General features: G+C 67.2%; 20 protein-coding genes. 9 read left to right on the forward strand and 11 right to left on the reverse strand.

The window, feature by feature from the left end; all coding sequences use genetic code 11:
• The first annotated feature begins 1 nt into the window (after nt 1).
• The 7 genes from G6N48_RS24805 to G6N48_RS24835 all read left to right on the forward strand — a co-directional run bounded on the left by G6N48_RS24805 (nt 2) and on the right by G6N48_RS24835 (nt 9,095).
• Complete coding sequence (locus G6N48_RS24805; protein ID WP_085270174.1) at nt 2-1,258, forward strand: cytochrome P450; 1,257 nt, start codon at nt 2-4, stop codon at nt 1,256-1,258.
• A gap of 175 nt (nt 1,259-1,433) precedes the next feature.
• A complete protein-coding gene (locus tag G6N48_RS24810; RefSeq protein WP_179969962.1) occupies nt 1,434-2,495 on the forward strand; it encodes an amidohydrolase family protein in 1,062 nt (353 codons plus the stop codon).
• Between the two features lie 10 nt (nt 2,496-2,505).
• Nucleotides 2,506-3,741, forward strand: a complete 1,236-nt coding sequence (locus G6N48_RS24815; RefSeq protein ID WP_085270176.1) for a M24 family metallopeptidase — start codon at nt 2,506-2,508, stop codon at nt 3,739-3,741.
• On the forward strand, nt 3,731-4,849 hold the full coding sequence (locus G6N48_RS24820; RefSeq protein ID WP_085270177.1) for a M24 family metallopeptidase: 1,119 nt from the start codon (nt 3,731-3,733) through the stop codon (nt 4,847-4,849). The genes G6N48_RS24815 and G6N48_RS24820 overlap by 11 nt, the downstream gene beginning before the upstream one ends.
• Before the next feature lie 2 nt (nt 4,850-4,851).
• Nucleotides 4,852-5,835, forward strand: a complete 984-nt coding sequence (locus G6N48_RS24825; RefSeq protein ID WP_085270279.1) for an enoyl-CoA hydratase/isomerase family protein — start codon at nt 4,852-4,854, stop codon at nt 5,833-5,835.
• A 2-nt stretch (nt 5,836-5,837) separates the two neighbouring features.
• On the forward strand, nt 5,838-8,279 hold the full coding sequence (locus G6N48_RS24830) for a CaiB/BaiF CoA transferase family protein (protein ID WP_372511338.1): 2,442 nt from the start codon (nt 5,838-5,840) through the stop codon (nt 8,277-8,279).
• Between the two features lie 6 nt (nt 8,280-8,285).
• Nucleotides 8,286-9,095 carry an SDR family NAD(P)-dependent oxidoreductase gene (locus G6N48_RS24835; protein WP_085270179.1) on the forward strand — a complete coding sequence of 270 codons (810 nt, stop codon included), beginning with the start codon at nt 8,286-8,288 and terminating at the stop codon, nt 9,093-9,095.
• Here G6N48_RS24835 and G6N48_RS24840 read toward each other — a convergent pair.
• The 3 genes from G6N48_RS24840 to G6N48_RS24850 form a co-directional block, all read right to left on the reverse strand.
• Nucleotides 9,092-9,913, reverse strand: coding sequence for an SDR family NAD(P)-dependent oxidoreductase (locus G6N48_RS24840; RefSeq protein WP_085270180.1), 822 nt, complete (start codon nt 9,911-9,913; stop codon nt 9,092-9,094). The genes G6N48_RS24835 and G6N48_RS24840 overlap by 4 nt on opposite strands.
• Before the next feature lie 10 nt (nt 9,914-9,923).
• Nucleotides 9,924-10,763: a mycofactocin-coupled SDR family oxidoreductase gene (locus G6N48_RS24845; protein ID WP_085270181.1), complete on the reverse strand. Its 840-nt coding sequence runs from the start codon at nt 10,761-10,763 to the stop codon at nt 9,924-9,926.
• A 248-nt stretch (nt 10,764-11,011) separates the two neighbouring features.
• Entirely contained in the window at nt 11,012-11,662 is a 651-nt protein-coding gene (locus G6N48_RS24850) for a TetR/AcrR family transcriptional regulator (protein ID WP_085270182.1), read from the reverse strand.
• A 259-nt stretch (nt 11,663-11,921) separates the two neighbouring features.
• On the opposite strand from G6N48_RS24850, the gene G6N48_RS24855 reads away from it, so the two are divergent.
• Entirely contained in the window at nt 11,922-13,097 is a 1,176-nt protein-coding gene (locus G6N48_RS24855) for an acyl-CoA dehydrogenase family protein (protein ID WP_085270183.1), read from the forward strand.
• Nucleotides 13,098-13,110: 13 nt separating this feature from the next.
• Here G6N48_RS24855 and G6N48_RS24860 read toward each other — a convergent pair whose 3' ends face one another.
• The 8 genes from G6N48_RS24860 to G6N48_RS24895 form a co-directional block, all read right to left on the reverse strand.
• Nucleotides 13,111-13,332: a DUF4190 domain-containing protein gene (locus G6N48_RS24860; RefSeq protein ID WP_085270280.1), complete on the reverse strand. Its 222-nt coding sequence runs from the start codon at nt 13,330-13,332 to the stop codon at nt 13,111-13,113.
• Nucleotides 13,333-13,436: 104 nt separating this feature from the next.
• A complete protein-coding gene (locus G6N48_RS24865) occupies nt 13,437-14,201 on the reverse strand; it encodes an acyl-CoA dehydrogenase family protein (RefSeq protein ID WP_085270281.1) in 765 nt (254 codons plus the stop codon).
• 63 nt (nt 14,202-14,264) lie between these two features.
• The gene (locus G6N48_RS24870; RefSeq protein ID WP_085270184.1) at nt 14,265-15,353 is read right to left on the reverse strand and encodes an acyl-CoA dehydrogenase family protein; all 1,089 of its coding nucleotides are present in this window, start codon (nt 15,351-15,353) and stop codon (nt 14,265-14,267) included.
• Nucleotides 15,354-15,363: 10 nt separating this feature from the next.
• Nucleotides 15,364-15,786 carry a nuclear transport factor 2 family protein gene (locus tag G6N48_RS24875; RefSeq protein WP_085270185.1) on the reverse strand — a complete coding sequence of 141 codons (423 nt, stop codon included), beginning with the start codon at nt 15,784-15,786 and terminating at the stop codon, nt 15,364-15,366.
• On the reverse strand, nt 15,770-16,984 hold the full coding sequence (locus tag G6N48_RS24880; RefSeq protein ID WP_085270186.1) for a metal-dependent hydrolase family protein: 1,215 nt from the start codon (nt 16,982-16,984) through the stop codon (nt 15,770-15,772). The genes G6N48_RS24875 and G6N48_RS24880 overlap by 17 nt, the downstream gene beginning before the upstream one ends.
• Nucleotides 16,985-16,987: 3 nt before the next feature.
• Nucleotides 16,988-17,314 (reverse strand): hypothetical protein, encoded by a 327-nt coding sequence (locus tag G6N48_RS24885; protein ID WP_085270187.1) that lies wholly within the window; start codon nt 17,312-17,314, stop codon nt 16,988-16,990.
• Complete coding sequence (locus G6N48_RS24890) at nt 17,295-18,587, reverse strand: aromatic ring-hydroxylating oxygenase subunit alpha (RefSeq protein ID WP_085270188.1); 1,293 nt, start codon at nt 18,585-18,587, stop codon at nt 17,295-17,297. The genes G6N48_RS24885 and G6N48_RS24890 overlap by 20 nt, the downstream gene beginning before the upstream one ends.
• A 4-nt stretch (nt 18,588-18,591) precedes the next feature.
• Nucleotides 18,592-19,128: a carboxymuconolactone decarboxylase family protein gene (locus tag G6N48_RS24895; RefSeq protein ID WP_085270189.1), complete on the reverse strand. Its 537-nt coding sequence runs from the start codon at nt 19,126-19,128 to the stop codon at nt 18,592-18,594.
• A 428-nt stretch (nt 19,129-19,556) separates the two neighbouring features.
• Between G6N48_RS24895 and G6N48_RS24900 the strand changes: the two genes are divergently transcribed.
• A complete protein-coding gene (locus tag G6N48_RS24900; protein ID WP_085270190.1) occupies nt 19,557-20,855 on the forward strand; it encodes an amidohydrolase family protein in 1,299 nt (432 codons plus the stop codon).
• Nucleotides 20,856-20,857: the final 2 nt, after the last annotated feature.

A 20,857-nucleotide genomic window follows, 5' to 3' on the forward strand; every position in this document is an offset into this window, starting at 1 on the left:
CATGTCGCGCACACTGACTTCCGCCACCGCCGAGTCGACCGCGGACATCCCCGACTACCCGATGGCCCGCGAGCCTCGTTGCCCGTTCGCCCCGCCGCCCGACGTCATGGCGCTGGCCGCCTCGAAACCGCTCAGCAGGGTCCGTATCTGGGATGGCAGCACGCCCTGGCTCATCACGGGTTTCGAGCAGGTGCGCGAGCTCTTCTCGGACTCCCGGGTCAGCGTCGACGACCGGCAGTCTGGCTTCCCGCACTGGAACGCGGGCATGTTGTCGACCGTGCACAAGCGTCCGCGGTCGGTTTTCACCGCCGACGGCGAGGAGCACACCCGGTTCCGCCGCATGCTGTCGAAGCCGTTCACCTTCAAGCGGGTGGAAGGCCTTCGCCCGACCATCCAGCAGATCACCGACGACCACATCGACGCGATGCTGGCCGGGCCGCAGCCGGCCGACGTCGTCACCGCGCTGGCCCTGCCGGTTCCCTCGTTGGTGATCAGCCAGCTGCTCGGGGTGCCCTATGCGGACGCCGAGATGTTCCAGCACCACGCCAATGTCGGCCTCGCACGGTACGCGACGGGTGAAGACACCGCCAAAGGCGCGATGAGCCTGAACAAATACCTGTGCCAGCTGGTCGAGGCCAAGATGGAAAACCCGGCCCCGGACTCCGCTCCGGACGCGGTTTCCGACCTCGCCGAGCGGGTCAGGGCCGGCGAGCTCAGCGTCAAAGAGGCCGCGCAGCTGGGCACCGGGCTGCTGATCGCCGGGCACGAAACCACCTCCAACATGATCGGATTGGGAGTGCTGGCCCTGCTGGTGAACCCGGACCAGCTGGCCGTCATCCGCGACGCGGAAGACCCCAAGGTCCTCGCGAGCGCGGTCGAGGAATTGCTGCGTTACCTCAGCATCATCCAAAACGGCCAGCGCCGAGTCGCTCTCGAGGACATCCACATCGCCGGAGAGACGATCCGCGCGGGCGAGGGCATCATCATCGACCTGGCCCCGGCCAATTGGGACCCCGACGCCTTCCCCGAGCCGGACCGGCTGTACCTGCACCGCTCGGGGGCCGACCGCAACGTCGCGTTCGGCTACGGGCGGCACCAGTGCGTCGGTCAGCAGCTCGCCCGCGCGGAGCTGCAGATCGTCTACCGGACGCTGTTTCGCCGCATTCCGACACTCGAGCTGGCCATCCCGATCGATGACGTGCCGTTCAAACACGACCGGCTCGCCTACGGGGTCTACGAACTGCCGGTGAAGTGGTAGGCCCTGGTAGCTCCAGCCCCAGCGGGCTACCGTCAACAACGCCGATCCAGATGGAGGGTCAACGATGACGACTCAGACAAGTACCGTTTCGCTCTATCCGCCCGGCGGCTTCGGCGCGCCGAAGAATCGCCGCGGGCACGCGACGGGAGCGGACGTCGGACTGCCGCACGGGACCGTGGTCTTCTCCGCGGACAACCACATCTCGCTCGCGGACGACATTTTCTACCAACGCTTTCCGGACGAGCTCAAGGAGAAGGCGCCGCGGATCTGGTACGAGGACGGCGCCTACCAGGTCGGGCGCAAGGGACAGTCGTTCCTGCCGGGCGACTTCAGCGCGGTGCTGATGCAGTACGACGACCTGCCCGGGGCCGCGAGCACCAACATCGACGCACGCATCCAGGAGCTGCGCGACGACGGCGTCGACAAAGAGCTCGCCTTCCCCAACGCGATCTTGGCGCTTTTCCACTACCCGGACAAGCAACTTCGCGAGCTCGCCTTCCGCATCTACAACGAGTACATCGCCGAACTGCAGGAGCGTTCCAACGGCCATTTCTACGGCGCGGGCCTGATCAACTGGTGGGACCCCGAGGGCACCAGGCGGACGCTGGCCGAGCTGAAGTCGCTGGGCCTCAAAACATTCCTGTTGCCGCTCAACCCCGGCAAGGACGACGACGGCAACGTCATCGACTACGGTAGCACCGCGATGAAACCGGTCTGGGACGAGATCGAAGCGGCCGGGTTACCGGTGACCCACCACATCGGCGAGACCCCGCCGAAGACGCCGTGCCAGTTCAACAGCGTGGTGGTCGGCATGATGATCAACATCGACGGCTTTCGGGAGCAGTTCGCCAAGTACCTGTTCTCCGGGATCCTCGACGACCACCCCGGGTTGCGGATCGGGTGGTTCGAGGGCGGAATCGCTTGGGTGCCATGGGCGCTGCAGGACGCCGAGCACCTGGTTGCCTCCTACCAGCACATGTTCAACCGCCCGCTGCAGCACGATGTCCGCCATTACTGGGACCGACACATGAGTGCCTCGTTCATGGTCGACCCCCTCGGCCTGCAGCTGATCGACCAGATCGGCGTGGACAAGGTCATGTGGTCCAGCGACTACCCCCACAACGAGAGCACCTACGGCTACTCGGAGAAGTCTCTGGCCGCGGTGGTCGGAGCCGTCGGGCCGGAGAACGCCGCGAAGATCGTCAGCGGAAACGTGACCGAGTTCCTGGGACTGTAACGGCGCACCGATGACAACGTTTGCACAAGCGGGCGCCGCCAGCCTGGTGATTCCGGACGTCCCGGACATGGCCCGCATGCGCCGCGAAACCGGCGCCCGGCTGCGCTCGGCGATGGCCGAGCGTGGCGTCGACGCGATGGTCCTGCTGGGCAACAACGCGGTGGTCTACGCGACCGGGACCAGTTGGCCACTCGGCGACGCGGGGTTGTCCTACGTCGAGCGGCCGGTGGCCGTGGTGCTTGCCGCCGACGATTCGCCGCATCTGTTCCTGCCGTTCCGTGAGGGCGCCTCGCTGGAGTCCGACCTGCCCGCCGATCACCTGCATGGACCCGTCTACCTCGAATTCGACGAAGGTGTAGCCGATTTCGCGCGCCGATTGGCAGGCCTCATTCCGGCGGGAGCGGCGGTGGCGGTCGACGAATTCACGGGGGCCATGTCGCGGGCGGCCAGGCAGTTGTTCCCCGGTGGCGCGCCGGCCGATGCCGCCGCGATCGTGAGTGCGGCGAAGTCGGTCAAGACCCCGGACGAATTGTCCTGCATGCGCACCGCGATCCGGATCACCGACGAGGCGATCGTCGACGTGCACCGGCGGCTTGCCCCCGGCGTCCGCCAGATCGACCTGTCGGCAAGCTTTTTGCGGCGCGCCTTCGAGCTCGGCGCTACGGCCAGCATGCTGGAACCGATCTGGCAGGTGATGCCGCCGACCAAGGCCGACGGCGTGTGGACCACGCACGGCGACCTCGCGCTGCCGTTGCTGAGCACCGAACGGGAACTGGCCGAGGGCGACGTGCTGTGGACGGACGTCAGCATCACCTACCGGGGCTACTGCTCGGACTTCGGGCGCACCTGGCTGGTGGGACGCGACCCGTCGCCGCGTCAGCAGGCGCAGTTCGACAAGTGGCTGGAGATCATGACGGCCGTGCGTGGCGTCGCGCGTGCCGGGGCCACCGCCGCCGAGCTGGCCAGGGCGGCGACGGCGGCCAACGGCGGCAGCCGGCCCTGGCTGCCGCACTTCTACCTGGGACATGGCATCGGCGTGAACGCCGCCGAAATGCCCATGATCGGAACCGATCTCGGCGAGGAATTCGACGAGAGTTTCGTGCTGCAGGCCGGCATGGTGCTGGTATTGGAGCCGGTGGTGTGGGAGGACGGCACCGGAGGCTACCGCAGCGAAGAGGTCTTGGTGATCACCGAGGAAGGCTGGATCCAATTGACCAACTACCCCTATGACCCCTATGGCCACTGAAGTTCTGCCCGACGATCGCGCGCTGCGATCGGGACGGCGCCGGCGCGCGCTGGATGAGATGGCGGCTCACGACCTCGATGTGCTGGTACTCGGCCGGCAGGCCAACGTCCGTTACGTGGCGGGCGCTCCCCAGCTGTGGGTCGCGGGAACCCGGCCGTTCGGCCCGACCTGTGTGCTGGTGCGCGCCACCGGCGCGATTCACCTGCTCAGCACCTGGGACGAGGGTGTGCCCGAGGACATCCCGCACGAAAACCTCTACGGCATCTCGTGGAATCCGCTGAACACCGTGGCGGCGCTGCGCCACATCGACGGTGCGGCCACCGCTCGGCGGGTCGGAACCGACGCGCTGTCACCGGTTTTCGCGCAGCTGCTGCCGACGGCCTTTCCCAACGCGGAGCTCGTGGACGGCGAAACGGCGATGCGGGCCGCCCGGCGCATCAAGACCGCCGAGGAACTGGTCGCGCTGCGCGAGTCCATCTCGGTGGCCGAATCGGGACTGGCGGCAGCCGTCTGCGAGCTGCGGCCAGGGGTCACCGAGCAGGGGCTCGCCGGTGTCCTGTTGGAAGCCGTGGCGGCCGGGGGCGTGAGCACCCCGTCGAATCAGGACGTCGCGTGGGTGACTTCACCCGATCATCCGTGGCGGCGGGCCGACGGGGACGGTCGCATCGAAAGCGGCGACCTCGTGGCAATTTCGGCCGGAGTGCTGGCCGGTGGCTACGTCGGGGAGGTGGGGCGGACCTGGCCGGTGGGCACCGTCAGCGGCGCCGCCGCACTGCAGCGGCGCTGGGACGGCCTGTGGCACCGGCTGCGCGACGCATGCCGGCCCGGCGCGGCGGCCACCGACCTGCTCGCCGCCTACGATGCCGCCGGTGAGCCCGCGCCGCCGATGCCGGTGGCGCGCGGTCTCGGAATGGGTTTCGACCCGCCCGTCGTCTCCGAGCACCTTCCCCGGACCGCCGCCGGCGAGCGACTGGAGCCGGGCATGGTGCTGGCGGTCACGGGCTACGTGTGGGAGCAAGGGGTCGGTGCGGTCTTCGGGCGCGAGGCGGTCCTGATCACTGCCGAGGGCCCGGAAGTCCTGACCGCCAGTCCCGCATGGCAGCCCTGAACATGCCCGACACCTCGGATCCCCCGGCCAAGAAGATCATCCGGTACGAAAAGGATCCCAAGACCCGCATCGCGACCATCACCTTCGACCGGCCCGGCTATCTCAACGCGCCCACGATCGCCGCTCGGCTGCGCTACGCCGACCTCCTGCACCGCGCCAACGTCGATGACGACGTCAAGGTGCTGGTCATCCGCGGGAGCGGCGACGACCTCGGCTCGGGTGCGGATCTCGCCGAATCCATGCGGGCACAAAGATCGGCCGATCCCGCTGCGCGCCTTGGCGAGTACCGGATCGCCGCCGACGAGGTGAGCGCTCCACCTCAAGGTTCCTTCCGCCGCGGCGCCACCCTGGGCCAGTGGTACGCCAACCCGAACTCCGGGATACGCGGCCTGCAGGACTTCAAGAAGATCAGCATCCTCGAGGCCAAGGGTTACTGCTACGGCTGGCACTTCTACCAGGCGGCCGACGCGGACCTGGTCATCTCCAGCGACGACGCGCTGTTCGGGCATCCGTCCTTCAGGTATTACGGTTGGGGACCGCGGATGTGGTGGTGGGCGCAGACCATGGGTATCCGGAAATTTCAGGAAATGGTCTTCACCGGAAGGGCTTTCACGGCCGCGGAGATGTATGAGTGCAACTTCCTCAACAGCGTGGTCCCACGCGCTCGGCTCGAGGGGGAGGTGGACAAGTACGCGCTGGCGTGCGCGCGCAATCGCCCCGCCGACACCGTGTTCATGCAGAAGGTCTTCTTCGAGATCATGAAGCAGTTTCAGGGCGAGTACCTGGGCAGCATGCTCAGCGGCGTCTTCGAGTCGATGGGCGGCGCGGTCCGCGCCGATGGCGAGGGCGACTTCACGCTCGACGACGCCCTCGAACGAGGGCTGGGCGACGCGGTAAGGGACAACGACACGAGATTTCCCCCCGAATGGCGCCTGAGCAAGAAGGGGCGCACGAAGAAGGACTCCAAGGCGAAGAGAAAGCAGTAGTGGTGCCCGCCGCGACCGAACCGCCGCTGACCGGCTATACCGTGGTCGACCTCTCGACCGGGATCGCGGGAGCCTACTGCACCAGATTGCTCGCCGACGGCGGAGCGGACGTGGTGAAAGTGGAACCGCTCGAAGGTGACCCGCTGCGTTCGTGGTCTGCCTCAGGCGCCGCGGCCCGGCTCGGCGGCGACGGCGCGCTGTTCGTCTTCCTGGCGGGCGCCAAGCACAGCGTCGTCGCCGACCCGGAACGCGACGACGACGTAGAGCTGGTCGACAACCTGCTCGCGGCGGCCGACGCGGTGGTGTGGTCCGCCGGATCGAAGGTGGCTGAACTGCCCGGCTTCGCGCCCGCCGAGATCCTCTGTCGCCATCCGCATCTCACGGTCACCTCGATCACGCCGTTCGGGCTCGAGGGGCCTTGGCGCGACCGGGCCGCGACCGAGTTCACGCTACAGGCGTGGTCGGGCGGGATCATCGGCCTCGGCCGCGGCGAGGCCGGGCGCGCACCGGTGTTCGTCGGCGGCCAGATCGGCGAGTACCTGGCCGGGGCGTACGCGAGTGCGGCCACCCTGGCGTCGCGGTACCGCCGGATCGGCGGTGCGTCAGGGGAACTGCTGGACTTGTCGATGCTGGAGACCCAGATCCTGGGCCTGACCTACTACCCCGTCACCTATTTCGACGTGCTCGGCCGGCCGTGGCGAGACGCTCGCCGCCTGACGGTGCCGGGCGTGGCTCGCGCCAGGGACGGCCTGATCGACGTCGGTTGCGGCACGGCGCAGCAGTGGTTCGACCTGTGTGCGATGGTCGGACACCCCGAGTGGATCGACGAAGACCTCGCGATGTCGATCACCGAGTTCGCCAACCTGCACGCCGGCGAGATCTACGCCTGGATGGCCGAGCACTCCGTCGACGACATCCGCGAGCTCGCGACGGCGTTCCGCATCCCCAACGCCCCGGTCGCCAACGGCGCCAACATCGCTTCGCTGGACCATTTCATCGAGCGCGGTTCGTTCGTGCGCAATCCCGTCGGGGATTTCCTGCAGCCGGGCCCCCCGTACCGGCTGCGCCCCGCACAGTTGCGGCCGCCGCAGCCGGCGCCCGGGCTCGGCGAGCACACCGAGCAATACCGGGCCGCCACCGCGAAACGTTCGGTCCCGCCTCCGCCCCGGGACCCCTCACAGCGGCCGAAAGAGCTGCCGTTCACGGGTCTTCGGGTGTTGGACATGACCACGTTCTGGGCGGGCCCCAGCTGCACCCACCTGCTGGCCATGCTCGGCGCCGAGGTCATCCACGTGGAGTCCACCCGCCGCCCGGACGGCACACGGCTGATCGCCGGCGTGCCCGTCACCGAGCACCAGTGGTGGGAGAAGTCACCGATATTCCAAGCGCTGAACACCAACAAGAAGGGCCTCACGCTGGACCTGCAGAGCCCCCGCGGCCGGGAGCTGCTGTGCAGGCTTATCGCCACGTGCGACGTGCTGGTGGAGAACTTCACACCGCGCGTGCTCGACCAGATCGGTCTGGATTTTCCTGCCGTCTCCTCGATCCGGTCCGACGTGGTGATGATGCGCATGCCGGGGTTCGGTCTCGACGGACCCTGGCGCGACAACCCTGCGTTCGCGTACGTCATCGAGGCCGCATCCGGCCTGAGCTGGATGACCGGCTACCCCGACCGCACACCGTACGACCCGTACTCGATCGGGGACCCCAACGCGGGCGTGCACGCGCTCAACGCGCTGCTGCTCGCGCTGGAACACCGCCGCCGCACCGGGCAGGGCGTGTTCGTCGAAGCGGCGATGGTCGATGCCGCGCTCAACGTCGCGGCCGAACAGATCATCGAGTACTCCGCCTACGGCGCCCTGCTCCAGCGCGCCGGAAACCGGGGACCGACCGCGGCGCCGCAGAACCTCTACCGCACCGCCGACGTCGACGAATTCGGGAACCTCGACAGCTGGGTCGCCATAGCGGTGGCAACAGACGAGCAATGGCGACTCCTGTGCGGCGCCCTCGGATCACCGGTCTGGGCAACGGATCCCGAGTTGACGACCGAAGCCGGGCGCCGGGCGCGCCAGGAGCTGATCGACGAACGGCTGGCCTGTTGGTGCGCGCACCGCGGCGGCGACGACATCGTCGCCACCCTCTGGGCGGCCGGGGTGCCGGTCGGCAAGGTCATGCAGCCCCACCGCCAGACCGAGCTGGAACAGCTGACGGCCCGCGGCTTCTTCGAAGAAGTCGAGCACCCGGTGAACGGCCGCGCTAGGTTCAGCACCGTGCCGGTGAAGATCTCCGGAGGGCCCGCCGCGTTCCACACCCGGCCGGCGCCGTTGCTCGGGCAGCACAACCACGAGTTGTTGATTGAGCTGGGCCTGACCGCATCGGAGGTTGCCGACCTGGAATCCGACGGCGTCATCGGCCAGGCGCCCGCTATCGGCGCGAGGGCCTGACCGGCGATGGCTATCGACCCCTCCGACATCCTGCTGACCGGCCGCGTGGCGGTGGTAACCGGTGCGGGTTCGGGAATCGGACGCGGCGTCGCGGCGGGGATGGCCGCGTTCGGGGCCCGGGTCGCGATCTGGGAGCGTGATGCCCGGACCTGCGCCGCGGCGGCGGAAGCCGTTGGGGCGCTGGGTATCACGACCGATGTCCGCGACAGCGCACAGGTTGATGCCGCGTTGGTGCGCACCACCGATGAACTCGGGCCCCCGACGATTCTGGTGAACAACGCCGGTGGCGTGTTCTCGTCGCCGCTGCTGGAGACCAGCGAGAACGGCTGGGATGCGCTGTACAGGGCCAACCTGCGTCACGTGCTGCTGTGCACTCAGCGCGTTGCGCGCCAACTGGTCGCGGAAAGCCTTCCCGGCAGCATCATCTCGCTGACGTCGATCGAGGGCGTGCGTGCCGCACCCGGTTACGCGGCTTACGCCGCGGCCAAGGCTGCCGTGATCAACTACACCAAGACCGCGGCGCTCGAACTCGCGCCCCACCACATCCGCATCAACGCGATAGCCCCCGACATCACGATGACCGAAGGGCTGGCGGCGCTCGGCGGTGACGCGGCGCTGGCCGCGGCCGGCAACATCGTGCCATTGGGCCGGGCCGGTCATGTCGACGAGATCGCTTCCACAGCAGTGTTTCTGGCGTCCGAGATGTCGGCCTACCTGACGGGCCAGACGTTGCACGTCGACGGCGGAACCCACGCCGCCGGCGGGTGGTACCACGACCCGGCGACCGGGGGCTACCGTCTGGGGCCGGCCGGCTAGTGCTTCCAGCCCTCGGCGGCCTGCTCGTCGAAGGTGCGGTCGATGCGCTCGAACCGCCGGCGAATCGAGGCCCGGGCGGCCTCATGCGGCAGCACATAAAGACGGTTGGCGAGGATCGCGTCGGCCGTCAGCCGCGCGAGATCGCCGACCTGCAGGGTGTCGTCCTGCGCGGGCAGCGTCTCCTCGGGGCCCGGCGCCGGCCCGTGGTCGGTGCCGCGGATGCGCTCCGAGTTGGAGACCAGCTTGGTCTCGACGACCATCGGGCACAGCACGGAAACACCGATTCCGTTCGCTTTGACTTCGCGGGCAAGCGTTTCCGCGAGCCCGACGACTCCGTACTTGGCCACGCCGTACGCGCCGAGTCCGGTGTTGGGCACCAGGCCGGCGAAGGACGCGGTGAACGCGATGTGGCCGCCGCCGCCCTGTTCGAGCAGCCTCGGCAGGAACGCCTCGACGGCGTGGATTGAACCCCACAGGTCGACGTCGATCACCCAGCGCCAGTCGTCGTGCGTCATCTGCGCGATCGGGCCGGCGACCACGATGCCCGCATTGCTGAACACCACGTCAACGCGGCCGAGGAGGCGCGAGGCCTCGTCGGCGAGGTGGCCCATCTCGCCGAGATGGCGCACGTCGCACAGCACGCCGTGCGCGGTGAATCCCTCGCCCCGCAGCCGCGCCACGGCACGCTCCAGCTCGGGCTGGTCGACGTCGGCGAGCACCACACTGGCTCCGCGGCGGGCAAACTCGGTGGCGGTGGCCAGACCGATCCCGCTCGCGCCGCCGGTGATGACGGCCCCGCGTCCTGCAAATCCGTCCATGGACGGAACCCTATTTCAGGCAGCTACCCGCATCGACAGGCAGGGTGACACCGGTGACGTAACGCGATTCGTCGGAGGCGAAGAACAACACCGCATTGCTGATGTCCTCGGCGTCGACCCACGGCACGGGCAGGGTGTGGAACATCTGACAGATCGGCGCCATGTCCTCGGGGCCCGGGTTCTCCAGGTCCGGCCGGAACATTTTCCAGGTGCCTTCGTTCATGATCATCCCGGTGCTGACGTGCGTGGGGTGCACGGAGTTGACGCGAATCTTGTGCTGCCCCAACTCGACGGCGAAGGAGCGCATCAGGCCCACGACGCCGTGCTTGGCGGCCACGTAATTGCCGCAGTGCGGGTAGGCCTTCAGGCCGCCGACCGAGCTCGTCAGGATGATCGAACCGCCGTTTTGACCCGCGAGGATATGGGGGACACCGGCTTTCACCGTCTTCCAGACTCCGGACAGGTTCACGTCGATCATTTCCTGCCAGTCGTGCTCGCTGCACTGGTCCAGGGTGTCGCCGCCGTTGCCGATTCCGGCGTTGGCCACGATGATGTCCAGTCGGCCCAGCTGCTCGACGCCGGCGTCCACCGCCGCCTTCATCGCGTCGAAGTCGCGCACATCGACCTCGGCGGTGAAAATTCGCCGATTGTGGCCCTTGACCAGGTCGGCGGTCTCGGCCAGATCCTCGGGCGTCGCCGGGGGGATCGGAGAGTTCTCGACGATCCGCTTGCACACGTCGATGGCGATGATGTCGGCGCCCTCCTGGGCCAACCGCACGGCGTGGCTGCGTCCCTGGCCATGCGCCGCCCCGGTGATGAAAGCGACCTTGCCCTCCACGCGTCCTGTCATGGCTACCTCGATTCCTGCGTATGTCTGATCGGCATGGTTCGGCGCGGAACGGCCGGACCGCGTTCCCGAGATGGCGGATCTCGCAGCTTGGAGAACTCCGTTATCACGCGGCCGAGGGTGTCAATGACGAATCCGTTTCGGCCATTTGCAATTCTACACACTAGAGAATGTCATTCTCATAGGCAACTCAGCGTGCGCTATCTGCTCACCCCGGCGGGATGAGCAGCATGTGAAATGTGTTGCGCGTGCTAGCCGACGAAGCCGCGCGAGCAGAAATCCCAGACCTCTTCGGCGGTGATGGGGTGAACCGTCGCGTCGTCGGAGCCGCCGCTGGATTGGGCGATGAACATGACCGTCTGCATGGTCATGGCCGCCATCCGTTTGGGGTTGACGTCCGCGCGCAATTTGCCTGCGTCACATGCCGCTTCCATCAGCTCGGTCAGCAACGCCAGCAAGGGAGCGTGCGCGACCTTGACCTCCGCCGGGTGCGTCACGAGCAACCGCGGCGCAAAGTCGGTGAACAGCGGCCGCTTGGCCGTCGGGTCCGGTCGCGAGGCTTCGTAGAGGAGTTGGACGGCGACCTCGAGCCGCTCCAGCGGATCGGAATGGGTTTCGGTGGCGGCGCGGATCTGATCGGCCGAGCGGCTCAGCGCGTCCTCGAACAGTGCCAGCAGCAGCTCGTGCTTGCCGTCGAACTGGAGGTAGAAGCTCCGCAGCGACTGGCGGGACCGGTCCACCACTTCTTGGACGGTGAAGTCGGTGCTGCCCTTCTCTATGATGATGGCCTGAGCGGCGTCGAGGAATCGCTGAACCCGCTGCGCGGCCCGCAACTTCGCCGTTTTGATGGACCGTTCGACGGCGCGCTGCTTCCAGGCAGGTTCCTCGCTGGGGCTGGTCACTATCGGCTCTGGTGATTGCCGCGAGGGGAGAACATGATTGGACTCTACCGGAGAACGCCGTGACATCGCTGCGCTCGACCCCCTCGCGGATGGACGTGTTGGAGATTGTAACTTTCTCAGCATGAGAATACTATTCTCTTGAACATCCGTACAGAAGCGAAATCGCAAGAGCGCACCACGCCGTTCCGCAGAACCCCGATGAGCGGGAAACCCAAATCTCGCGGCGGCCGGCAATCGCGCAATATTCCCGGGGAGTGTCGTGCAGCTGACCTTCGACGCCGAGGTGGAGGCGTTCCGCGCCGAGTTCGCCGCTTTCCTGGACGCCCACCTGCCGGCCGAGGCCGAGGCGTTCGAACGGCCCCGGTCGAGCTCCGACGTGCCGGGGTGGGCACGACGCTGGCAGCGGCTGCTCTTCGACAGCGGGTGGCTGCTGCCCGGCAACCCGCCCGAGTTCGGCGGGCGCAACGCCACCCTGTTGCAGCAGTACGTCTACCTCGAAGAGCTGTCGCGGCGGCGGATCTATCAGAGCTTCAATCCGCAGGGCGTGGGCATCGTCGCGGCGTCGTTGCTGTCGTTCGGCACGCCGGAGCAGAAGCGGCGCTGGGCGGTGCCGATCCTGCGCGCGGAGATGACCGCCTCGCTGGGCATGAGCGAGCCCGGCGCCGGCTCCGATCTCGCGTCCCTCAAAACGCGTGCGGTGCTTGACGGCGACCACTTCGTGGTCAACGGGCAGAAGGTGTGGACGTCGGGCGCCCATCACGCCGATGTGTTGCTCGTGTTCGTGCGCACGGATCCAGAAGCGCCGAAACACAAGGGAATCAGCGCATTGATGATCCCCACCGACACCCCCGGCGTGGTGCGCCGCCCGTTCGCTTCGATAGCCGACCACGAGGACGTCGACTTCAACGAGGTGTTCTTCACCGACGCGCGGGTGCCGGCGAAGAACGTGGTGGGCGAGCTGAACGGGGGTTGGATGGTGGCCACCGGATCGCTCGGCCACGAACGTTCGATGCTCTGGCTGGATTACGCGGACATGCTGCACGCGTTGACGGCCGAATACGCCCCGTCGGGAGCCGTCGCGCGCGATCGCTACGCCACGCTGGTGATGGATCGCTTCGCGATGCGGTTGCTGGGCTCGATCACTCTGTCCAAGGCCGCCCGCGGCGAAGAGGACGTGCCGGCTCAGTCCGTGCTCAAACTGCTGGGATCCGAAGCGATGCAACGCGCCTGCGAGGACGCACTCGACGCCGAAGGGGCCGCCGGGCTCGCGCTTCGCGGCGTGACGGCGCCGTTCGCGCCGCTGAATCTGGACAGCCACTACGGCAGTTGGTTCGACCGCTACATTCGTACGTTCGCGGCCACCATCGCCGGCGGTACCTCCGAGATCCAGCGCAACATCGTCGCTCAACGCGTCCTCGGCCTGCCCCGCAATTGAGGACCGCCGAGTGCTACGGCGCTCTTGCGTCCGACCAGGCGTAGTAGCCGACGGCGACGAGTCCCGCGACGATCGCCACCGCACCCACGACGATGCCGGCCCAGGCCGTTCGGGGATTGTCGGCGACGCCGCGCTCGACCCGCCGCCGTCCGATGTCGCCGGTGATCACCGCCGCGACCCCCAGGGGCACCCCGATCAGAAGCCAGCACGTCATCAGCGCGACCAGACCCACCATCAGCGAGGCGACGCCGAATTTGTTCTGCGGTGCGTCGGAATAGCTCACTCGCGTCCTGTCCTCGTGGTGGCCAGAAGAGTCTACTCAGACGCCGTCCCGGGCCGCTAGAGCTCGGCCAGCCGAGGGGCGTAGCCCTTGGTGCGCAACGTCTTCCCGGCTTGTCGGGTCAGTTCTTTCGTGCCGCCCAGCAACCCGTCCAGGATCAGGGACCGCTTGACGTGGTGGTGCAGCTGGTGCTCGGCGGTGAAGCCGATCCCGCCCAACACCTGCTGGCAATGACGCGAGGTGACCAGCGCGGCCCGGCCGGCCGCGGCTTTCGCAAGGAGCGAGGCGAGGCCGTCCGGATCGTCCGCCGGGGCGGCGGCGACCTGCAGCGCGGCCTCGGCGCCCTCGATCGCGACGAGCGTCTCGGCCAGCCGGTGCCTGATCGCCTGGAACGAGGCGATGCGCCGGCCGAACTGTTCGCGGTCCACGGCGTGCCGGCGCGCCAGTGTCAGCATCGCCCGGCTGGTGCCGACCAGCCACCAGCCCGCAGCCTGCCGGCCGGCGTTCACCGCGGCAGGTGACAGCGGATCACCCTGCGCCACCCGGCGTATCGGTAGTACCTCGTCGATCGCCGAACCGGAATCGTCCTCGCGTTGCCATGCCACCCACGAGCCTCCGGCGAACGGCAGCGGCGGGACGCCGCCGGGGGGATCGCCGGCTGCGGTCAACACGACATCGTTGAGCACGGGGGCATGCGCGCCGGTCTCCCCGAGTAGCCGAAACATCAAGGGGATCGCGGCATCCGGCATTTCGCCGAGCATCTCGCGCCAGCCGAGGTCGAGCAGCGCCTCGTCGAGCTTGGCACCCGACGACACCGACGTCATCGTCGTGCGCAGCGAGTCGGCCAGCAGGCGCAGCGACTCGGTGTCCGTCGTTGTGTCCACGGGTCACTCCTTCCCGAGGTCGAGCAGCCGGCGGGCGATGATGTTGCGCTGGATCTCGGCGGTGCCGCCGTAGATCGTCGCCGCGCGCGAGTAGAGGTACTCCGGGCGCCAGGGGGTTTCGTCGAGCTCGAGAGTCCCGGGCAGCAGCTCGCGGACGGTGTCGTAGAGCTGTTGCTCCGCGGTCGCCAGCAGCACCTTGTCGATGGAGGTGTCGGGTCCCAGCCGCGCCCCGGCACCGAATCGGTGCTGGGTGCCGCGCGACCGGCAGCGCAGCGTGTGCAGCGCCAGATACGCAGACCCGAGCGCGGATTCGTCGGGATCGTCGGCTTCGTCGATGAGCTCGTCGAACCGCGAGTAGAGGTAGGCGATCCGCTGCCAGAAGCAGGTGGAACGCTCGTACGGCAGCAGGTCCATAGCGAGTCGCCAGCCGTCGCCGGGCCTGCCCAGCATCCGGTCTCCCGGGATCAGCACGTCGTCGTAGTACACCTCGCAGAACTCGTCGACACCGTGCATGGTGCGCAGCGGTCGGATCGTGATGCCCGGCGTGTCCAGGTCGACGAAGAACGCCGTGATGCCCTCGTGTCCCGGCCCGGTGCGGGTGAGCAGGACGCAGCGCGTGGAGAACTGCGCGTAGCTGGTCCAGACCTTCTGCCCGTTGACTATCCAGTCATCCCCCCGCGGGGTTGCGCGGGTGGACAGCGAGGCGAGGTCGCTGCCGGAGCCCGGCTCGGAGAAACCCTGACACCAGTGCTCGTCGCCGCGCAGCAGCCGCGGCACCATCTCGGCGGCGAGCTCTTTCGGCGCATAGTCGATCATCGTGGGGGCAAGCACTTCGAGCATCGAATACGGTCCGGGTTCGGCGAGCCGGCGCCCCACGATCTCCTCGCCGACGATCGCGCGGAGCACCGCGGGCCCGCCCAGTCCACCCACCTCCTGCGCCCAGCCGTACCGCATCCAGTCGGCGTCGTACAGGGCGCGGCTGACCCGGGCGAACTGGTGCATGTGCCCCTGCAGCGAATGGTCGGGACCCGGACTTAAGTCGTTCTCGCCGAGCCACGCTCGCAGACCCGAGCGGAATTCCTCGACATTCACGGCTCGGCTCTCACGGCTGCGGGCGGCCCACCGCGTGCGCGCGCCCCGAGTCGTGCACGCCGCTGCGGCGGATGAACGTCATCGCGCGGGTTTTCAGCCGCCATCCGTCGGGGGTGCGCAGATAGGTGTCGCGGTAGTAGCCGATTCGCATGTCATGCGTGGAGCCGTCGATGAAGCACAACGGCTGGGTGCCGCTCGCGGTGTCGCCGTCCATGTGCTCGACCAAGGCGGTTCCGGTGAGGAACAAGCCTTTTGGTGCGGCGGCAACCAACTCGGGGAACCTGTCCAGTTTGTAGGTCGAACCGAACGCGCTGTAGGTCCCGTCCGGTGTGAAGACACCGATGAGGCCGTCGATGTCTTCCTGGGTGATGGTGACGGCGTAGCGGGCGAGCAGTTGCTGGATCTCGACCAGGTCGTCAGTTCTGGTTGGCATAGACCTTGCCGCCTTTCATGACGAAGCTGACACGCTGGGTAACAGTGATGTCGTCCAACGGGTTTCCGGGCACCGCGATGATGTCCGCGAGCTGGCCCTCAGCCAGCCGTCCCCGGTCGGTCGAGTTGATCAGCTCGGCCGCGGTCACGGTGGCCGCCCGCAGCACGGCCAGTGGCGGCATGCCCCATTCGACCAGCGTCACGAGCTCATCGGCGTTCTTGCCGTGCGGTATCGCGGGCGCGTCGGTGCCGACCGCGATCTTCACCCCGGCCTCGTAGGCGGCCTTGATTGACGTTTCCGCCTTCGGGAACATCTCGGCTGCCTTGTCCTGCAGCTCTTTCGGAGCGCGCGACACATCCATTGCCTGAGCCAGCCTGCGGGTGGTCACCAGGAACCGGTCGTTGTCGACCAGCATCTTGATGGCCTCGTCGTCCATCAGGAAGCCGTGTTCGATGCAGTCGATACCGCAGGCGACCGCGTGCTTGACCGCTTCCGCTCCGTGTGTGTGCGCGGCGACCCGCAATCCGCGCCGGTGCGCCTCGTCGACGATCGCGCACAGCTCTTCGTCTGAATAGTGTTGTGCGCCGGCCTCGCCGGTCAACGACATCACGCCACCGGACACGCACACCTTGATCAGCTGAGCACCGTGTTTGATCTGGTATCGCACGGCCTTGCGGACCTCGTCGACCCCGTTGGCGATGCCCTCTTCGACCGTGAGATCGAGCGCGCCCGGCATGAACGCGGCGAACATCGTCGGGTCCAAATGCCCGCCGGTGGGTGTGATGGCGTGCCCGGCCGGCACCACCCGGGGCCCGTCGATCCAGCCCGCGTCGATCGCCTTGCCCAGCGCGACGTCGAGCAGGTAGCCGCCGGTCTTGACGAACAGGCCCAGGTTGCGCACGGTGGTGAAGCCGGCCCGCAGCGTGCGTCGGGCGTTGCCGACCGCCCGCAACACCCGCGTCGGCGGGTCGTCCTGCACCTGGGACAAGCCCGGAGTCTCGCCGCGCCCGCCCATTAGGAGGTTGACCTCCATGTCCATCAGGCCGGGCAGCAGGATCGCCTCGCCGAGGTCGATCAGGTCGCCTTCGGGGTGGCCGCCGACGCCGACGATCCGGTCGCCGTCGACCCGCACGATGCCGGGTGAGACGATCTCGCCGGCGTCGACGTCAAGCAGCCCAGCGGCCTTGAGCGTCAACACCTCTCAGATCACCGGTTCCCGGACGAGCTCCACCCAGGCCGCGCCGCTGTCGGGCACCCGCGGCTGCTTCCACGCCTCGACGGGGAACGACACCATGACCAGTGACTGCATGATGTGCATCAGGCTACGCGCATCCTCGGGCAGATCGTGGAGCGGGAATTTGTCGCAGTAGGCGATGACGTCGTTCAACTTGGGGAACGCGACGTCGTAGAACGCCTGCATCTCGGTCATCGTCGAGGCGAGCCGCTTGGCGTAGCGCTCGGGTTCGGTGGCCAGGTCCCAATCCAAATACGGCTCGAGGGCGGCGAATTCAGACGGTAACTTTGCCATTGCGCTGGCACTCCTTTGCCCAATTGGCGACGTAGTCGGCGGTCGTCTTGTGCAGGTGACGGATCAGGATTTCCTGGTCGCACAGCAGGAATTCCGTGACGGCGCGGGTGCCGATCATCGTCTGCGTCGCCTCCAGGGTGTTGGCGTCCTGCAGCGCGTACTCCTTGAACGTCACCGCTGCCAGCTCCTGGGCCAGGCGCTCGCGGGCGTTGCGCGGCGGCACGAAATACAGCGTGGACTCGAAGATGTGCCTGTCCACCGCGGTAGGCCAGTAGTGGTAGGTCAAGAACCAGCCCGGCTCCCAGATCAGCAGCATGAAGTTGGGATAGAAGAGCCACGAGTCGATGCCCCATTGCGGCACCCGCTTCACGTTGACACCAGCGGGCAGCTCCAGCTTCTCGATGATCTCCGGCTTGTCCCACGGACCGAACAACCCGCTGCGCAGCACCTGGTCCAACGGCTTGACCATGGACATGTCGGGGGGCGGTGCCTGACCGCCCCAGGTCGACTGCAGGTTGTGCGGGCCCGCCACCTCGTAGTGCAGCGCCTCGTAGCCGTACTTCTGGATCTTGGCGGCTTCTTCCTTCGTGTACTGGCCCTGGTGCAGGATCGGCGCGTGATAGAACTCGACGAACGCGTCGATGAACAACTTCCAGTTGCTGCCGACCTCCGCGCGGTAGGAGTAGGTCTCCGTCATCTCGCCGAAGGGATAGCCCTCGATGCTCTTGGCCAGCGGCCCGAGGTAGTCGACCAGCGGCGCGGCGTTGTCGTCGAAGTTGACGAAGATGAAGCCTTCCCACACCTCGCAGCGGACGGGCGCCAGGCCGTAATCGCTCTTGTCGAGGTTGAAGAATTCGTCCTCCTGCTGGACGAAGGTGAGGTCGCCGTCCAGGCTGTAACGCCAGGCGTGGTACTTGCAGGTGAACTGCCGGCAGGTACCGGAAGTCTCCTCGTTGGGAAAGTCGTTCCACACCAGCTTGTTTCCGCGGTGCCGGCAGACGTTGTGATACGCCTTGACGGTCCCGTCCTTGGTTTTGACGATGATCACCGACATGCCCTTGCCGGCCGACGGCAGCTCTTTGGTGAAATAGCTGCCGGTGCGCGGTAACCTCTCGACGCGGCCCACGTTGAGCCAGGTCCTCTTGAAGATCGCCTCGCGCTCGGCTTCGAAGAACGCCGGGTCGATCGAGTCGGTGTAGTCGACCGGCGCGGTGCCCAGCTCGGGATAGTTCTCGGTCCAGCTGCCTGCGGCGGGCTTCGGGAAGTGTGGCAACGGTCTACCTCTCGTTCTCGGGCGTGACGCCAAACGTGTTGAATGCCATGGCCAGCAGCGCGTAGCAGCCGACCGTGAAGACGTAGTCCATCCGCTGGCGGTCGTCGAGGCGCTCGCCGAGTGCCGCCCACGTCTCGTCGGAGAGCTCCGACTTCTCGTCGAGTTCGTCGACCCCGGTGAGAACGGCGCGCTCGAAAGCGTCGAAGTTGCCTGCCCCGGGCCGGCGGACGGCGTCTATCTCGTCGTCGAGCAACCCGGCCTCTTTGCCGAGTGTCACGTGGTGGACCCACTCGTAGGCGCAGTTGCGGCGGTGGGCGATCCGCAGGATGGCAAGTTCGCGGATGCGCGGCGGCAGCGTCGACGAGAACAAGAGGTGGACGTTGAACCGCAGGAACGCTTTGGTCAGGGCGGGATGATTCGCGAAGGTCGCGAGCGGGAGGGCCGCGTCCTGCGGGTTGCACTTGTCCGGCGGCAGCATCACGGAGAGCGACCGTTGGACGGTCTCGTCCCACTGGTCGGCGGGCAGCGGACCCAAGCGCATCCCCGGTCTCCTCTCGGCGTCCTCCCCGCCGCTCTCGGTCAAGGAGAATCATATTCTCATTTCCAAACAATAGACTTGCATGATTCATCCGACTGGTCAATGCCGGAGGGCGTCTGGCGGATCGGCCGATCCGCACCCGCGGCATCCGCGCTGTCGGGCGCACGGTGGTGCTACCAAATATTTGTCCCGCGTTGCCGGGGCGAACCGGCGGACGATATCCTCCCATCTTTTTCCGCGCTGGCAGCTCGCTGACCTGCTTTTCCGTGTCCCGCCGGTGAGCCGCAGGCGCGTCGCGGCGCGCGATAGATGTTGATTCTCGCTTGACGAGAAGATAGTTTTCATCTTAGTGATCTCGGCGCGTCCCAGCAGATCGCCGAGCTGTGTGGCACCGGAACGAACCCGAAGGATCTGACGGAAGGGTAACGGCCATGAACAAAGAAGACATGATGCTGATCAGCGTCGACGACCACACAGTCGAGCCGCCGGACATGTTCAAGAACCACCTGCCGAAGAAGTACATCGACGACGCGCCCCGGCTGGTGCACAACGCCGACGGCTCGGACATGTGGAAGTTCCGTGACACGGTGATCCCGAACGTCGCGCTGAACGCGGTCGCCGGCCGGCCGAAGGAGGAGTACGGAATCGAGCCGACGGGGCTCGATGAGATCCGACCGGGTTGCTACAACGTCGACGAGCGCGTCAAGGACATGAACGCCGGCGGCATCCTGGCCTCGATCTGCTTCCCCTCCTTCCCGGGTTTCGCCGGGCGGCTGTTCGCCACCGACGACCACGACTTCTCGATTGCCCTGGTGCAGGCCTACAACGACTGGCACATCGACGAGTGGTGCGGCGCCTACCCGGCGCGATTCATCCCGATGGCGATTCCGGTGATCTGGGACGCCGAGGCGTGCGCGGCCGAGGTGCGCCGGGTGTCGAAGAAGGGCGTGCACGCGCTGACCTTCACCGAGAACCCGGCCGCCATGGGCTATCCGAGTTTCCACGACGCGTACTGGAACCCGCTGTGGAAAGCGCTGGTCGACACCGACACGGTGATGAACGTGCACATCGGTTCCTCGGGCCGGCTCGCGATCACCGCGCCGGACGCGCCGATGGACGTGATGATCACCCTGCAGCCGATGAACATTGTGCAAGCCGCCGCGGACCTGCTGTGGTCACGGCCCATCAAAGAGTACCCAGACCTCAAGATCGCGCTCTCCGAGGGCGGAACCGGCTGGATTCCCTACTTTCTGGAGCGCGCGGACCGGACGTTCGAAATGCACTCCGCCTGGACGCACCAGGACTTCAAGGGCAAGCTGCCCAGCGAGGTGTTCCGCGACCACTTCCTGACCTGCTTCATCAGCGACAAGGTCGGCGTGGCGCTGCGCAACATGATCGGCATCGACAACATCTGCTGGGAGGCCGACTACCCGCACAGCGACTCGATGTGGCCCGGTGCGCCGGAGGAGTTGTGGGACGTCTTGTCCCTCAACGACGTTCCCGACGACGAGATCAACAAGATGACCTACGAGAACGCGATGCGCTGGTATTCGTTCGATCCGTTCACTCACATTTCGCGCGAGCAGGCGACCGTCGGTGCGTTGCGCAAGGCCGCCGAAGGGCACGACGTGTCCATCAAGGCGCAGGGCCACGAGAAGGACAGCCGAGGCGGCTCGTCCTTCGCGGACTTCGCGGCCAACGCCAAAGCGCTCACCGGCAACAAGGACTGACC

This window comes from Mycobacterium parmense, assembly GCF_010730575.1.
In the GTDB taxonomy this organism is placed as follows: Bacteria; Actinomycetota; Actinomycetes; order Mycobacteriales; family Mycobacteriaceae; genus Mycobacterium; species Mycobacterium parmense.

What these genes read in the sequence shown, in the direction of transcription:
- G6N48_RS24805 (WP_085270174.1), top strand. Translation starts at nt 2, where the DNA reads ATGTCGCGCACACTGACTTCCGCCACCGCCGAGTCGACCGCGGACATC.
- G6N48_RS24815 (WP_085270176.1), top strand. Translation starts at nt 2,506, where the DNA reads ATGACAACGTTTGCACAAGCGGGCGCCGCCAGCCTGGTGATTCCGGAC.
- G6N48_RS24820 (WP_085270177.1), top strand. Translation starts at nt 3,731, where the DNA reads ATGGCCACTGAAGTTCTGCCCGACGATCGCGCGCTGCGATCGGGACGG.
- G6N48_RS24825 (WP_085270279.1), top strand. Translation starts at nt 4,852, where the DNA reads ATGCCCGACACCTCGGATCCCCCGGCCAAGAAGATCATCCGGTACGAA.
- G6N48_RS24835 (WP_085270179.1), top strand. Translation starts at nt 8,286, where the DNA reads ATGGCTATCGACCCCTCCGACATCCTGCTGACCGGCCGCGTGGCGGTG.
- G6N48_RS24840 (WP_085270180.1), bottom strand. Translation starts at nt 9,913, where the DNA reads ATGGACGGATTTGCAGGACGCGGGGCCGTCATCACCGGCGGCGCGAGC.
- G6N48_RS24845 (WP_085270181.1), bottom strand. Translation starts at nt 10,763, where the DNA reads ATGACAGGACGCGTGGAGGGCAAGGTCGCTTTCATCACCGGGGCGGCG.
- G6N48_RS24860 (WP_085270280.1), bottom strand. Translation starts at nt 13,332, where the DNA reads ATGGTGGGTCTGGTCGCGCTGATGACGTGCTGGCTTCTGATCGGGGTG.
- G6N48_RS24865 (WP_085270281.1), bottom strand. Translation starts at nt 14,201, where the DNA reads ATGACGTCGGTGTCGTCGGGTGCCAAGCTCGACGAGGCGCTGCTCGAC.
- G6N48_RS24875 (WP_085270185.1), bottom strand. Translation starts at nt 15,786, where the DNA reads ATGCCAACCAGAACTGACGACCTGGTCGAGATCCAGCAACTGCTCGCC.
- G6N48_RS24885 (WP_085270187.1), bottom strand. Translation starts at nt 17,314, where the DNA reads ATGGCAAAGTTACCGTCTGAATTCGCCGCCCTCGAGCCGTATTTGGAT.
- G6N48_RS24895 (WP_085270189.1), bottom strand. Translation starts at nt 19,128, where the DNA reads ATGCGCTTGGGTCCGCTGCCCGCCGACCAGTGGGACGAGACCGTCCAA.
- G6N48_RS24900 (WP_085270190.1), top strand. Translation starts at nt 19,557, where the DNA reads ATGAACAAAGAAGACATGATGCTGATCAGCGTCGACGACCACACAGTC.